The following is a 15605-nucleotide window of genomic DNA, read 5'->3' as shown; positions in this document are numbered from 1 at the left end:
ATAAAAAAAAGGCTTAAAGTGGTGTATACTTTAAGCCTTTTTTTATGATTAAATAAAATTATTATCTAATCATTTTTCTTCCGCTTTTGATGATTATTGTCCTTACTTGGGACTTGTAGCAATTACAAATTTCAAGTTGTTCTTGACTCCTATTTGCAACACATCGACTAAATCTTGCACTTGTAAATTGAATGGAATTCGGACCACTACGGTTTGGTCTTTTTGCGCATTCATTTTAGACATTAATGTGGTTTCAAGAGCTTCAAAAGGTACTGGTTCCTTATCAATAAAGAATTTTTTATCTTCGGTTACGGATAAACTAATGAATTGCTTGTTAGTTTTTTCATTGGCTTTGGCTTTTGGCAAAGTCATTTTGATAACATTTGGATTTGCCAAAGTTGAGATAATTAGAAAAAACAACAGCAAAAAAAACATAATATCACTCAAGGACGAGGTCGCCACTTCGGCATGAAATCTTCTTTTTCTTTTGATAGACATGACTTAAGATCTTTGAATAATATTTACGAATTCTAGAATTTGTTTTTGGATTTTCAAGGCAAAATTATCTATTTTTCCGTTCAATAAGTGATACGCACTATAGGCAATTATGCCTACTAATAATCCAGATCCACTACTAATCATTTTTTCGTACAAACCACCCGATATGTTGCCAATACTGATGTCCTCGGTTACGGATATGCTATAAAAAATTTTTATAACACCTGATATTGTACCTATAAATCCTAATGTGGGCGCAATTCCTGCAATGAGTCCTAGGTGGCTCAACTGTTTTTCCATTTCACCAATTTCTATATCGGCAGCACGATCCATATTCGACTCAATCTCGGCAATTGGTCTTCCAATAACCAGAATTCCCTCTTTGATAATATTCCCCGATGCCGAGTTGCTTCGCTCTGCTATAGCACGCGCCATATCCAAATTACCTGAAACCAAATTGTCCCGAACGTCACCCATCAAGCGAGGATCAATTTTTGAAACTTTGTTAATGTACCTGTAGCGCTCAATAATGACATAAAAAGTATAGAACAATAAAATAGCAATTGGAATCAAAAAGAATCCCCCTTTTAAGATAAATCCAAGAACAGAGATTTCAGTATTGGGAGCAATTTTCTCAATAACTACGCTAGAAGCAGCGGTTGTAAGCGTGTCAGCTTGTAATTGTATAAAACTAAACATATATTAACAGTGTATTTTGGGTGTTATTTATAAAAAATATTTCAATTTTGCACTAAAGATACTTTGCAGTGTAGTAGTAAACAAAAAAAATAGAGAAATATTTTATTTTTCGATCGCATAATTAAAAAAATGAATTACCAAGAAACCACCAATTGGATGTTTAACCAGCTCCCCATGTACCAATTGCAAGGCGCATCGGCCTATAAAGAGGATTTGACCAATGCTCAATTACTCGCCAAACATTTAGAGCATCCCGAGCAAAAAATAAAGTGCATTCATGTAGCAGGCACCAATGGTAAAGGCTCGACCTCACACATGCTCGCCTCTATTTTGCAAGAAGCAGGATACAAAGTGGGTTTGTATACCTCTCCACATCTCAAGGATTTTAGAGAACGTATCAAAATAAATGGCATTGCAATTTCGGAGGACTTTGTTTGTGATTTTATCCAAAAAAACAAAACGTTCCTTGAAGCGAACGAGATGAGTTTCTTTGAAATGACGGTTGGTTTGGCTTTTGATTATTTTGTCAAAGAAGCTACGGATATCAATATAATCGAAGTGGGTTTAGGCGGACGATTGGACGCAACAAATATTATCACCCCCCTAATTTCTGTCATTACCAATATAGGCATTGACCACACACAGTTTCTAGGCACAACGCTCGAGGCAATTGCTGGTGAAAAAGCTGGAATTATCAAACCGAATATTCCTGTCGTTATAGGCGAATACACCCCCGAAACTAAACCTATTTTTTTGGCCAAAGCCAAAGAAAACCAAGCTCCCATTTATTTTGCATCCGAGTTAATTGCCCAAACACCACCCTCGGATTTACAAGGCGATTATCAAGCACACAACAAAAAAACAGTACTTCAAACAATTGCAGTTTTGATGGCTCAAAAACAATATAATGTGGCTCCAACCAATATTAACTTGGGATTGTTGCATGTGGTTAAAAACACCGGCTTGTTAGGCAGATGGCAACAATTAGGAAAATCTCCCAAAATAATTTGTGACACAGCCCACAACAAACACGGTTTAACCATCGTGATGAATCAAGTTCAAAAAGAAAAATTCGATACGCTACACATTGTCTTGGGTGTGGTAAACGATAAAGATTTAGACGAAATTCTACCTTTATTTCCCAAAAAAGCCATTTATTATTTTTGCAGACCCAGTATTTTCCGTGGATTAGATGTTGCTGTTTTAGCAAAAAAAGCTACTGAATTCAACTTAAACGGCACTATATTTCACTCTGTTTCAGATGCCTATCAAGAAGCTTGCGCAAAAGCACAATCCACCGACTTTATTTACATTGGTGGCAGCACCTTTGTCGTGGCAGAAATTTTATAAATATTTTTGATAATTCGCTTGCAAATCAAGAAAAGTAGTCTATATTTGCACTCGCAATAACGAAAGACATTGCAGCCCGAAAGGGCGATTAGCTCAGCTGGTTCAGAGCACCTCGTTTACACCGAGGGGGTCGGGGGTTCGAACCCCTCATCGCCCACAAAAAAATCCTTTAAATCTTATGATTTAAAGGATTTTTATTTTAGACGTTTTTGAATTATTGAGGATCAATACAACTCTTCTAAAGTGATGGAAAAAGGCTGGTTTTAGCCATTTTATCTGACGAAAAATCAACCGAAAGCCCTTGCCCATAATTGCCTTGAAAAAATTCTACCCGAATTGGATATTGCCCTTTCTTTAAGGTTGTTTCGCCACTTTTTTCATCAAAAGCATGCAGTCCGTCATTATCAATAAGCAATTGGTTATTGATGTAAAAGGTGCTACCATCGTCTGAAGTGATATAAAAAGTGTATTTTCCGTCAGCAGGAATGGTTATAAATCCGTTATATACTATGCCATAATTGGTATCATCATGTTTGATTTTACTCAAATCAAAATCAGGAACAGCTCCTTTGTCAACGGGAGTAAGCGTTTTGAAATCGGGCATTTTTTCCCAAGTTCCTTTGTATAAACTATACTTTAATCCTGTTTTGTTATTATAAAATACTTTGGAAGCAACAGCACTACAAACACCATTTGCCGCAGGACAGGCAATTGCGTTTACACGTGCAGGCAGGGTTACTTCTATCGCTTTTGCGTACAATTGTGAACTGCGTGTTGGCGTAGTTCCATTGGTGGTACAATATATTTTGTCGGTTCCTTTTGTTACAAACTCCACCTTTGTTTTGGTTTCAAGGTCTAGGTTGCTTGATGCGGTTTTAAATTCTGGTCTTTCGGCAATACTCCCGTATTGTTTGAGCAATTCGTAGTATGGCTTGAAGGCTTTATTGGTTGCGCTAACGGTTTGAATTGTCAAAAGTGCGTTGTTCCATCTATCATTAAACGTATTAATTTCCGATTTTATATCTCCCAGATTGTACTCTAGGTTTTGACCAAATTGCGAAAGTGATATGATTCCAGAAGCATCATACAAGCTATTATTCCAGTCATTTAGAACCCTAAATGTTTCAAATTTCTTCAAATATTTAAGCTGTGCTTTCTTACCAGAAAGAAGCTGTTGGTCATAATCAGGAAATTGTACTTTGATAGCAACGGCTTTGTTTGTTGGCAATTCTGGTAAGTAAATATGCGTTTCAAAATCGTTTCCGGTATAAGACCAACTACCCACTTTAGCGGCTGCATTATAAATGCTATTTTGACCGTTAACCGTTACCGTTACTGGAGGAAAAGAACAAGGAAAACGAAGTTCGTATCCTCTTGAAGACAACATTCCAGGAAATGAACCTTCAACAGGTGCTATGGTAATATTCATAGTGTTTCCAATGCGTTCTGAAGTTACTGGGGTGTAGGTAAAAGCTCCTTTTTTGAAATTGTTGTTATTTCCTTCGTCTTCATACAGCCTTAATGCACCTTTTTTACCAGGATAAAAAGAAAGAATAAGCGGGTTCAATGGTTTCTCATCGGTTCTTTCTACCTTTGGTTGCATCGGGATAATAGCACCTTCTTTTACAAAAACAGGAATATCTCCTAATGTAAATGGCATTGTAACTTTTTTGTTTCCGTCAACAATACTTCCTTTACTGGTCTCATACCACTTGCCTTCTGGCAACCACGTTTCGTGCGAAAGAAAAAGACTTCCCTCTTCAATAGGTTTGGTAATAGGGTGTGCCATCATATCTCTACCAAACATATATTGGTTGGCAATAGTATAAGCGTTTTCGTTCTTGGGATACTCATAATACATAGGATGAACTGTAGAAACACCTGTTTCATAAGTATTACGTGCTTCGTTATACAGATAAGGCACCAACGAATATCGCAACTTATAAGCTTCTCGCATGATTTCAAAATTTTCTAACGGATATACCCATATTCTACGTTCGTGCCAAGGCATAGCCGTAGCATGAGTTCTAAATATAGGACTAAAAACACCCCACTGAATCCATCGGGTATAAAGTTCAGGTGTGCCTGCCCCTCCTTGGTGTCCTCCAATATCATGACTCCAATACCCAAAGCCAACATTTGCGGCTGTAGCCGTGAAATAAGGTTGATAGTCTAGTGTTTTCCATGTCACATAAGTATCGCCAGAAAAACCTATTTGGTATCTGTGATTTCCTAATCCTCCCCAACGGTGAAATATTAATGGACGCACTTTGTTTTGGCGTTCCATATCGCTATAATGTACATAATTGAGATAGAAAGTAGGGTTTACACCCGGAATTTTGGTATTGCCCCATTGTTGCCAATCGAGCCACCAAAAATCGACCCCCATTTTTTCGACAGGATGCAACACAAGATCCATATAATTGGTTGCAAATTTTTTGTCGGTAATGTCAAAAGGGACAAACTTTTTTGTAGCAGGATCTATTCCCATGGCTTTTGCCATTTCGGGATATACATCCTCAAAGGGTTGTATTCCAGAAGCTGGATGCAGATTCAAGCAGGTTTTGAGATGTTGCTCATCGGTCCATTTTAAAAATTTTTCTGGCGAAGGGAAGAAATTTTTATTCCATGTAAATCCAGTCCATCCCGCATCTTCTCCTGCTTGATCACGTTGTCGCTGACCGTTTTTAAAAAAGCTAGGTAACGATTTTATATGCCAGTCTATATCTATTACAAACACATCCAGTGGCACATCGTGGGTCTTGAACTCGCCTACCAGTTCCCGAAATTCAGTATCAGTGTATTCCCTGTATTTTGACCACCATGCCCCAAAGGCAAAACGGGGAGGCATCGCAATTTTGCCTGCAATGTTGGTGTACTCTTTAAGAGCCATCTTATAATCTGAATCATACGCAAAAAGGTAAATATCTTGTGGCTTGTATCCAGGACGAGCCATTACCCAAGCCCAATTGGAATTGTCAAAAAGCGGACGTCCGCTGTCGTCTATCGCATACCAGCCGTCACGGGAAATAATACCTTGTTCCAGTTCTTTACTTTCGCCATCAACATTATCTAATGTGCGTGTTGTACCCATAAGGTTTCCTTTGTTTTGCAATCCTATTGTCCAAGTAGTTGACTTTCCGTTAGCCATAAAATCTACACTTAGGTTGTTTTGGGTAAACTTGCCAGAGCCCGTTTTGTATTTTAGTTTTACTAGATCGGTAGTAATTTCTAGCATACCATTAGTTTCTTTTTGAGTAAAAGCAGGTACAGGAAGGTTTCTATTTACAATGGTTAAAGAAGCATTGTCTGTAAATTTTGCATCAGCGCTCCATTCCATACGGATAACGCGTGGCGAAAGCACTGTAAAGCGTGCATTGCCAGACACTACGATTGCCGCTGGATTGGCAACAGGGTTGTTTTCTTGGGCAAAAAGAGTTGCCGAAGCAAGAAAAAAAAGGATAATCAAAAATTGTTTGGTTTTCATTTTCATTTTTAAAATTAATCTTGAATAAACACTTCAAATAATACCATCAAAACAATGCTGTTTTAAAATTTGAACCCTTTTATTTGAAGTGAATTTGTTATTTTGAGTTTATTTTTTAATAAATTTTTTAATACATTTAGCACCATCAATTTGAATTTGAAGCACATACATCCCTTTCGTCAAATTTCCCACATACAATTCATTGCCAAATTTTTTTGGATTACTCAAAAGTCTGCCTTGAATATCAAATATTTTGATATCTGCAAACGAGAGATTAATATCAGACATAATATGCAAAATTTCATCAACAGGATTTGGTATAGTGATTTTGTTACTTAATTGTTGGTTGTCATTAATAGACAAACTACTGGCATACAATTGGGTCATTGGTATTATTTCTCTTCCTAGTAGAAAATTAGACCATTCTAGTTTGCAATTAGCGGCACTACTGTTGTCAAAATATTCTAATTTGATATCGTATTTTTGCCCCGCCACAAGAAAAATTTTGCCCCTGTATTCTCCTAAATCATCTATCCACCCATCAATAATAAGTTGGTTATTGATCCATAATCGTCTTCCGTTATTACTGGTTGCATAAAAAGTATATTCGCCACTATACTTGGGTTGTATTTGACCTGTCCAACGTATGGAGAACTGATCGGCATTGACGCTAGGGTTTGGAGAAGCAAATGCCCAATCAAAATTAATAGTTGGATCTACTCTATTGAATACAGACGTTTCAAAATTCATTCCGTTGAAATAGTTTCCATAAACACCTGTTCCGTTGCCAATTACTGGATTTACGTCTGGCATTAAATCCAATTTCCAGCGCTGAGCATCGTTGCCAAGATCTGTCCATTGCTGAATATTAGTACCTGGTTCTGCAAGATTATTGTTGACATCAAGGCATTTATTGGTGCCTTTATGGGTTAGTTTATAATAGCCGTCGGGCATCAAATCCAGTTTCCAACGTTGGGCATCATTATCCGTATCATTGTATTGGTGTATATTGGCACCATCGTTACTGCTATTATTATCCACATCCAAAACTTGGTTGGTTCCCTTGTGTTTCAATTGATAAAACCCATCACTTTCTAGCGTAATATACCAGCGTTGTGCATCAACATTGCCACTGTCTGTCCATTGATGTACATTGGCTCCTGCGGTGGTGCTATCGCCATTTACACTGATGACCTGATTGGTTCCTTTGTGCGTTAATCGATACAATCCTCCTGAAAGAATTGGGGCTTGAACCAATTCCAATTTCCAACGCTGTCCATCATTGCCACTATCGGTGTATTGTTTTACATTGGCAAGAGGAGCAGTACTGTTTTGATCTACATCCAAACATTGATGGGTTCCTTTGTGGGTTATCTTAAAATAACCATCAGTCATAGCTTCCAAATTCCAACGTTGTGCATCGCTACCGTTGTCTGCGTTTTGTTGCACATTGGCATCGGGTAGGTTGCTTGCATTTGCTACATCCAAAACCTGATTGGTTCCCTTGTGCGTCATTTTATAAAACCCATCCGATTCTAGGGTAATAATCCAACGTTGTGCATCATTGCCACTATCGGTATTTTGTTGAACATTGGCATTAGCTTGACTACTACTGCCCGCAACTTCCAAATATTGATTGGTACCTTTGTGCGTTACTTTAAAAACCCCTCCAGAAACAATTGGGGCTACGGCTGTAGAAGAACAAGAATTATCGGGTACTCTGGGTTTTACGCCATAATTGGTCATGTTTACAGGATCTATCAATCCAGCCGCATTAAAATAAAGGTGGTCGATGGCAATTTTTCTGTCTCCGTTTGATGCGTTTTCGTATCGATGATATACAATATAATACTCATCACAATCGCCTATTTTTATAACCGAGTGATGTCCTGGCCCTTTGTCTTCGCTATTTGAGCTAAGTATAGAACCTCTGTATGTCCAAGGCCCTATTGGCGTATTGGAAGTTGAATATTGTACGTTATAACTTTGATCACCCCAATAGCCATTAGAATAAGTCATGTAATAAATACCATTTCGCTTAATCATAAAGGGGCCTTCGGTATAATTTTGAGGAGTTATATCTGTAGGTGCACCAACTGAAACCATATCGGCACCCAATATGCGTACCGACAATTTGCTTTGACCCGATCCTCCATAATACATGTAGTTTTGACCATCGTCATCTGTAAATACCATGGCATCAATTATATCTGTCATTACAGGGTCTGTTGCAATAAGCGGTGCAGCATTAGAATCCTTAAAAGGACCAATGGGAGTATCGCCCACTGCCACTCCTATTTTGGTTTCGGCAGTATAATAAAAATAATATTTATTGTTACGGAAAACAACTGCTGGTGCCCAACCATTATTTTGTGCCCAAAGACAATCTGGATAAAGATCCATAATAACACCTTCGTCTTTCCAGTTGGTCAAATCTATTGAGGAATAAGCATGAAACTGTGTGCCGTAGGTGGCCGTAGTATAGATGTAATATTTATTGTTAAAATAGTGAATCTCTGGGTCTGCTCCAGTAAACAAAGGATTACCACTTGTTTGTGCTTGAACGGAATAAGCAAAACTCATCAATACTAAAAATAATGTAAAGCGAAATCTTGTTGGGTTAAATATTGTATAACTGCTTTTTGTAATTCGCATCATGATTTCTATTTTTAAAACATTTCTAAAAACTATATTTTTTACAATTATTTATAATTTTTAACCCGCAAAAAAAAGTGAGTTTTTAGAAATGCCAATTAAATTAATTCTTGGTTTAAAAAAACAAGAAAATAGTGTTTGCTATTATTTTTTAATAAATCGTTTTGTTATTTTTTCACCATCTTTATCAAAAACTATGATGTAAACTCCCGAATTTAGACACGAAACATCTATGGAATTTCCAGTAATTTTTTGTTTAGAAACCGATTTTCCTGATATAGAATAAATACTCGCATTGGTTCCTTTCATCTCTGTGTTAAAGAAAAGTGTGTTGGTTACCGGATTTGGATAAACAGCTACTTTTTCTACAGCTAGGTTAACAAGCCCCAAATGCGCACTGTCTAGTATCGTAATTGTATTATCCGTTAGGTTGATACTTATTTTGTATGTCCCGGCTTCTGTAGCTGACACCTTCCATTTGTTATCAGGGTTACCTCCTCTTGATTTTAAAGCTGGATCATTAGTCAATATTTGACCACCGTTCATTATAGAAGTACCGTCTAGTACTGAACCAAACCATTCATTATCAACCCATTCTCCTGTACCTAAATTGATTTTGAATTGTCCTGCACCCAAGGCTCCAGTCCAAGTCAAAATGTTTGGATCTGTTGTAGGTGTAAATGGAAGTCCCTCTGTAGGATTCCAACCAGCTGTACATGCGTCGCCTACTATAGTAGCTATTGGTGCAGTTGGCACTACTTGGATTGTGTTTTCTAAAACATTTATAGTAATTTTATACAGCCCTTCTTCTCCAGCTTGTACTACCCATTTATCATCAGGTTGATTAGGGTCATTGTTTATACCTATTTTGTCGGTTGATGCTGTGAGTATAGCACTATTTGCAGCAGGTGCATATAGCCATTTATTAGCATTCCAGTCACCATCACGATCAGCATGAAATTTTAATTCTCCTGCATATAAGTTACCTATCCAAGTAAAAATATTGGGATTATCCGGAGATTGAACCATTGGGTTTCCCCAAGACTGCCATCCTCTAGCAGTGGCATTACCTACAACACCAATTGAGTTGAATTGGCTCCATGATGACAGACTTAATGTCATGATTAGAGCGGTTACGAGTAATTTAAAACGATTTTTCATAATTGTTAATTTTTAAGGTTATTTGTTAAGTGTTATTATTTTTTTAAGAATTTTACAGTTGGGTCGCCACTTTTCGTCGTACCAATAAAATAGGTACCCGTACTTAATTTGGAAACATCAACACTATTATTGCTACTTACTTTTTGTTCCGAAACCAAACTTCCTGTTGAAGAAAAAATACTTATATTTTTTCCTTCCATTTCTGTATTAAAAAATACAGTGTTATCCACTGGATTTGGATAAACGTATACAGTTGAGGCTAATTCTTTTTTTTCTAGTCCCAAAGATGCTACTGAAATTAATTTCCATTGTCCGCTGGCTTGACTACCCACATCTGTCCATTGTTGTACATTGGCACCATTGGCACTACTAAAGTTGGAAACTTCAACTAGTTTACCACTAATTCTAGGTATAATTTTGTAATATTCGCCAATTGATGCCAACACAAACTGTTGATTTGACGCACCAGTATAGGGGGATTGAATCATATTGACACCATTGTCTGAGTTGCAATCGGCAACGGTTACTGCCTGACCGCTGTGCTTGGCAATAATTTGATACAAACCATCCCCCAAATGAGTCAAGATAAATTTTTGATTGTCTCCTGTCCCAACCGTTCCTTGTACTATATTACCACCGTATGCTTGGCTAGAACCCCAAACATCCATATTCAAGCTACTGTTTTTATTTTGGATACTGTACACACCTCCCAAAGTAGGATCGCCATTGGCACGAACACGCAATGAAGTTGTTTTGTCATTCCAATCAGCAAGCCAAGCACCGTTGGAAGTTAAGTCTATGGATTGTCCTGAAAAATTATCCCCATCGTAGAGTGTCATTTTAAAACCTTTTAAAATCTTAAAAGAACTAATATCGTTATCCAATATACCTTTGGCTTGCAATTGTGTTAAAGTATAATCTCCAATATCAAGTGCTACATTGTAACCCGTATAGTTTATTTCTTGAAAAACATTTATTACCGATGTGTCAGCAGACACAGGAGTAACAGCTGGACTATTGGTATCTGCTATTTGTATAGAAGAAATTCGATCGTTCCAATCGGCTAGCCAAGCTGTGTTTGTTGAAAACGTTTTGGAAACTCCTATGAAATTGTCATTTTCATAAACAGTAACTTCATACCCTTGAGGAATAGTTATAGAAGTAATATAATTGTCTGGAATACCACTTGAAAAAAGTTGTGCTGTTGTATATTTGCCTGGTGAAAGTTGCGCATAAGATCCAGCATAATTGCTGTCTTGATAAATATGCACCTTGTTTAGACTAGCTACCGATTCGAACAAATGGAGACTCGAGGTTTGGGTAGATAAATCTATCGCTCCTGTTGGCAATTTTTTCCAATCCGAATTCGTCAAAAAAGTAGTTTTATCTACTGCGTGGTTCCATACATAATCGGCAGTATAATTAATCGTTTGCAAGTAATGCTCTTTTTTGGCTTTAGGTAAATTGGCAATACGGACAAACTCAATGAACCATTTTGCAAATATTCCTTTAAACAAACCCCCATCACCTTGTCCAGTTTCATTCAGATAAAATGCCCCACCGCCATTTCTTGTAAAATTCATCATAAAATCACAAGCTTTGACCCCATCATCTAAATAAGACTGTTCTCCTGTAACCAGATTGAGTTCCAAACAAGCTGCGATAAACATACCCGAGTTGTATGAAAATTGCCAATCTGGATTGAAATTAATTGGACTATCCCAGATACCTCCATCTGTATTGAACACGTTGTTTTTCATCCAAGCATGAATATCCTTTGCCATTTGTAAGTTGGTATTATCCCCTTCTAATTGATACAATTTGACAGCGATAACAATTGCTGGACTATTCGCTATAGAATTTCTGCAAGGAGTGTTACACCCTTTTTTCCACGACATTGATCCATTTGTATATCCTGTTTTTATTTCGGTCCATATATCGTGTACGGCGTCTAGAAACTCCATGTCTTTGGTAGCATTGTAGCAATTAAAACTGGCTAAACACAACCAATCCAAATCATCGTAGTAATCGTTATGATACGTTCCTGCACCATAATTGTTGTATTTTCGAATTCCTGCAAGAATACTTTTCATTCGAGTTTTATAAATCACATTACGAGTTCTTTGATACGCATCGGCAAGTGTTTCGAGCGTGTGTGCTTGTATCCAGTATCCATAGCCGTATGGGTTATTATCAGAAGCATTGTTAAGCTTATAATAACTCCCATCTGCAAACATGAAACTTTCATTAGTTCCGTTTTGTATCTTTTCTGCTCTTTGATCTGCTGTTTGTGAAAACAAATTACTGACACACAGCATAAAAAATAGAATCCATTTTATGTATCCAGTTTTCATTGTTTATTTTTTAACAATTTTTTTAACCGTTTTTTCTCCTCCTTTGGTTATGCTTACCAGATAGGTTCCTGTTTTTAATTTAGAAACATCCAGACCATTATTGTTTTCCATCTTTTGTTTTAAAACCAAACTTCCTGTTAGCGAATAAACACTCACATTAGACCCTTTCATTTCGGTGCTAAAGAAAAGTGTGTTTGTTACTGGGTTTGGATATACATTTATACCTTGTTTGTTAGATTGGTCTGCAACCGATAGTGTTCCGTCAAAAGAGATTACTTTATCTTCTAGAACCGAAGACTCGTTGAGGTGAACATAAACAATAGTGTTTGCAACCCACCAACCTTGACCAGAATTGGGAGCAATGTTGTTGAGAGCAACACCGTTCAAAAGGGCCTGAACAGGCGTTGTGGCATTGTACAACACAATATCATAAGTACGTGTTTGTGGTGCTCCAGTATAATTGCCTTGTTGTGCTGTTATTGTAAGTTTTCTTTGATTTTCGAGATACGAGATATTCGTTATCGCATGGCTTCCCTGTTGGTAGTTCAAATTCTCTCCTTCATCTTCATATAATGCAAAATCACCATCGGCACCAGCATACACTTTTATAGTCAGCATATCATCTGTTTTTTGACTCACATAATCAGAATAGGGTTTTAATGGAATAATTCCTCCCGCTTTGACATACGCTGGCATGGTATTATAATTGGCAGATACTGTTTTTGTAGTAGGCCCAGTTACAATTTCGTTGGTAAAATAATTGATCCATTTGCCCTCTGGAAACCAAACTTGCGTAGAGGCAACTTGACCTCCTGATACAATTGGCGAAACGAGTATGTTTTTTCCAAAAAAATATTGCTTGTCAAAGGTGTAGGCTTCGGGAGCTTCGGGATTATAAAAATACATTCCCCTCACTATAGGCAAACCGCCCGTTGAGGATTCGTAAGCCAAAGAATACGTATAAGGCACCAAGGCGTGACGCAACCGAATAAAGTCTTTGGCTTGTTGTACCACATTGGGGTACTGCCAAGGCAAACGATAACTATCGGTATTGTCGTCTGAATGCAAACGAAAAATGGGTTGAAAGGTTCCAAACTGCAACCAACGCATGTATTTGTCATCCGTTAAGGTTCTGCCCTTGAAACTACCTAGGTCATGTGACACATACGGTATCCCAAGGTTTCCCTCAGAAATAGTAAAGGTTGATGCAAATTTGAGCAAATCCCATTCATCAAATGTATCTCCTGTAAAGTGAAGCGTGTAGCGGTGATCTGACCAAGCCAAATCGGGCACACCAGTATTGCCATAACCGTTATACCCTCCTCCAATACGGGAGAAAGCAAAACCTCTCAAGCCACGTTCTATCCTATTTTGAGTATAAAGATGACTCAACCAAGCTTCTTGTGGCAACCCTTTTACGGCCATACTTATGTTTCCATCGACCCAATCCAACCACCAAAAACGAATTCCTTGTGCATTAAAAGGGGTGTGCAAATCAAAATATGCCTGTGCGTGATTTTTATTACTGAAATCAAAAAGTCGCCAACCCGTACCCTGCAATCCTCCTGCGGTTGCGTTTGCAGTGGCATATTTAGGGTCATTGGTTTGTATAGAAGGATGTATATTCAGACCAATGGCTAGCCCTTCTTGTTTTCCCCAATCAATAAAACTTTGTGGATCTGGAAACAAGGTATTGTTCCAGTTCCAACCATTCCATTGGTTTGGTGATTTCCAATCGGTATCAACTACCAAAGCATCTATTGGCACTTTTTCTAATCGAAATTTAGGCAACAAGGTGTTTTGATAATAAGAACTAGTATATTTTTCGTATTTTGAATACCAAACACCAAACGCCCATTTGGGCAATAAGGGAGGGTTTCCTGTTATTTTATAAAAGTCTTTCAAAGCGGTTTGATAATCGGTTCCATACCCAAAGAAGTACCCATCTTGGTATCCGCCTTGATGCACAGGTCGATTAGAAACCCACCCATCAGCTTCTCTCAATGCGGTTTTACTATCCTCTATTAGATACCATCCGTCTTGACTCATAAGCCCATCCCATAAGGGTATTTTACCTCCTTTGGTATCTAATGAACGTGCACCACCCCCCAAATTTTTGTTTGGTGTTTTTGGGATAGGATTGGGTACAGACGCACCAACAGGACTCACGGCAAGCCAATCTACATTTACATTAAAAGTATCTCCAGAATCACACGAAACTTGAATGGTATGAAACCCCATAGCCAGCGAAACATCTTTTTGAAAAACGTTCCAAGTGTCCCAATTGGCAGTTGCTGGCAAGGCTATTTGTGTTTTTACACCATCGATATACAAACTTACAGTACGGTTAATTTGTTGACCATCGCCACCATAACCATTGGCATACCGCAACGAAACCGTGTAAGTACCACTAGCAACGGTATTGTTGAGCCCCCAACTAATACGAGTACCTACATTATCCAATCCAGAAACAAAACCCGTTCCTGTATAACCTATATGATCCGAAAGAGAAATGGCATTTCCTGCTAGCGTTGCGTTTTCGGCTTCGCAAATTTCATTAAATTTCGACACAGGACTCAATGAAAGCCAATCTACATTTACATTATAAGTATCTCCCGTTTCGCAAACCACTTTTAGAATATGAGCACCTGTTGTCAAAGAGATGTTTTTGTTGAAAACATTCCACGAATCCCAATTTGTTGTTTGGGGCAATGTTATCTGTGTTTTTACATTGTCTATATACAAACTGATGGTTCGGGCATTGCCCATTCCGTTGGCATATTTTAAGGATAATACATAATCGCCGACCAAAACATTTGTGTTCAAATTCCACTCCATCCCTGCTCCAATATTTGTAAGACCTGCCACAAACCCAGTCCCTGTATAGTTTACGTGGTCGGTAGCCAGATTGGCTCCTCCAAATAAGGCCATTTCTTCGGTTTCGGTTTTATAGCCAGAAAGGTTCAATGACCACGGTGTAGCTTCTATAGATTGACCGTTGAGATTTAGACTGATTTTGAGATTAGACGGGTCGAAGCGTCCCGAATTTTGTTTGTAACGCAAAAGAATCTTATCGGTTTGAATTTCGAGCCAGCCATTATTGACTTGAGAAGTATAAGTAGGTACTGGCAAATCTAGATTGGTAATATTGAAACTTTTTTTGGTTTCAAACACGCCATCTCCAGCATATTCTGTTCTAATAAGAATTGGGCTAAGTACTATAAATTTGGCATTGCCATCAATTACAACATTTTGCTGTGCCGTAATTGTGTTGAAACAAAGCATACCAAAGAAACTTATCAATACGATTTTCAACTTATCTCTTTTGGTTAGTAGTTGGTATTGCTTTGTTTTCCCTATTTTTTTGGAGTAGAAATAATCCATAGTCTTATTTAATTTAA

The 15605-nt window shown here is 37.8% G+C and carries 8 protein-coding genes and 1 tRNA gene; 2 read left to right on the top strand and 7 right to left on the bottom strand.

Translation table 11 applies throughout. The annotated features are described in order from the left end of the window. Nucleotides 1-102: 102 nt before the first annotated feature. Nucleotides 103-498: an ExbD/TolR family protein gene (locus FNW21_RS07285; RefSeq protein ID WP_144256085.1), complete on the bottom strand. Its 396-nt coding sequence runs from the start codon at nt 496-498 to the stop codon at nt 103-105. Nucleotides 499-501: 3 nt separating this feature from the next. Next, on the bottom strand, nt 502-1197 hold the full coding sequence (locus tag FNW21_RS07280) for a MotA/TolQ/ExbB proton channel family protein (RefSeq protein WP_144256084.1): 696 nt from the start codon (nt 1195-1197) through the stop codon (nt 502-504). Between the two features lie 129 nt (nt 1198-1326). On the opposite strand from FNW21_RS07280, the gene FNW21_RS07275 reads away from it, so the two are divergent. Both FNW21_RS07275 and FNW21_RS07270 read left to right on the top strand, forming a co-directional pair. Next, nucleotides 1327-2547, top strand: a complete 1221-nt coding sequence (locus tag FNW21_RS07275; RefSeq protein WP_144256083.1) for a bifunctional folylpolyglutamate synthase/dihydrofolate synthase — start codon at nt 1327-1329, stop codon at nt 2545-2547. A gap of 82 nt (nt 2548-2629) precedes the next feature. Further along, nucleotides 2630-2704: transfer RNA gene (locus FNW21_RS07270), tRNA-Val, on the top strand. Between the two features lie 81 nt (nt 2705-2785). Here the strand turns inward: FNW21_RS07270 and FNW21_RS07265 are convergent. The 5 genes from FNW21_RS07265 to FNW21_RS07245 all read right to left on the bottom strand — a co-directional run bounded on the left by FNW21_RS07265 (nt 2786) and on the right by FNW21_RS07245 (nt 15588). Continuing rightward, complete coding sequence (locus FNW21_RS07265) at nt 2786-6034, bottom strand: TIM-barrel domain-containing protein (RefSeq protein ID WP_185963897.1); 3249 nt, start codon at nt 6032-6034, stop codon at nt 2786-2788. A 108-nt stretch (nt 6035-6142) separates the two neighbouring features. Then, nucleotides 6143-8692: an RICIN domain-containing protein gene (locus FNW21_RS07260; protein ID WP_144256081.1), complete on the bottom strand. Its 2550-nt coding sequence runs from the start codon at nt 8690-8692 to the stop codon at nt 6143-6145. A 141-nt stretch (nt 8693-8833) separates the two neighbouring features. Continuing rightward, complete coding sequence (locus FNW21_RS07255) at nt 8834-9850, bottom strand: SusF/SusE family outer membrane protein (protein ID WP_144256080.1); 1017 nt, start codon at nt 9848-9850, stop codon at nt 8834-8836. A 35-nt stretch (nt 9851-9885) separates the two neighbouring features. Then, the gene (locus FNW21_RS07250) at nt 9886-12204 is read right to left on the bottom strand and encodes an RICIN domain-containing protein (RefSeq protein ID WP_144256079.1); all 2319 of its coding nucleotides are present in this window, start codon (nt 12202-12204) and stop codon (nt 9886-9888) included. A gap of 3 nt (nt 12205-12207) precedes the next feature. Then, a complete protein-coding gene (locus FNW21_RS07245; RefSeq protein WP_144256078.1) occupies nt 12208-15588 on the bottom strand; it encodes a TIM-barrel domain-containing protein in 3381 nt (1126 codons plus the stop codon). Nucleotides 15589-15605: the final 17 nt, after the last annotated feature.

Source organism: Flavobacterium restrictum, from assembly GCF_007097245.1.
Taxonomy (GTDB): domain Bacteria; phylum Bacteroidota; class Bacteroidia; order Flavobacteriales; family Flavobacteriaceae; genus Flavobacterium; species Flavobacterium restrictum.
The sequence above is the reverse complement of the archived record's forward strand: the minus strand, read 5'-3'. Positions and strand labels throughout refer to the sequence as shown.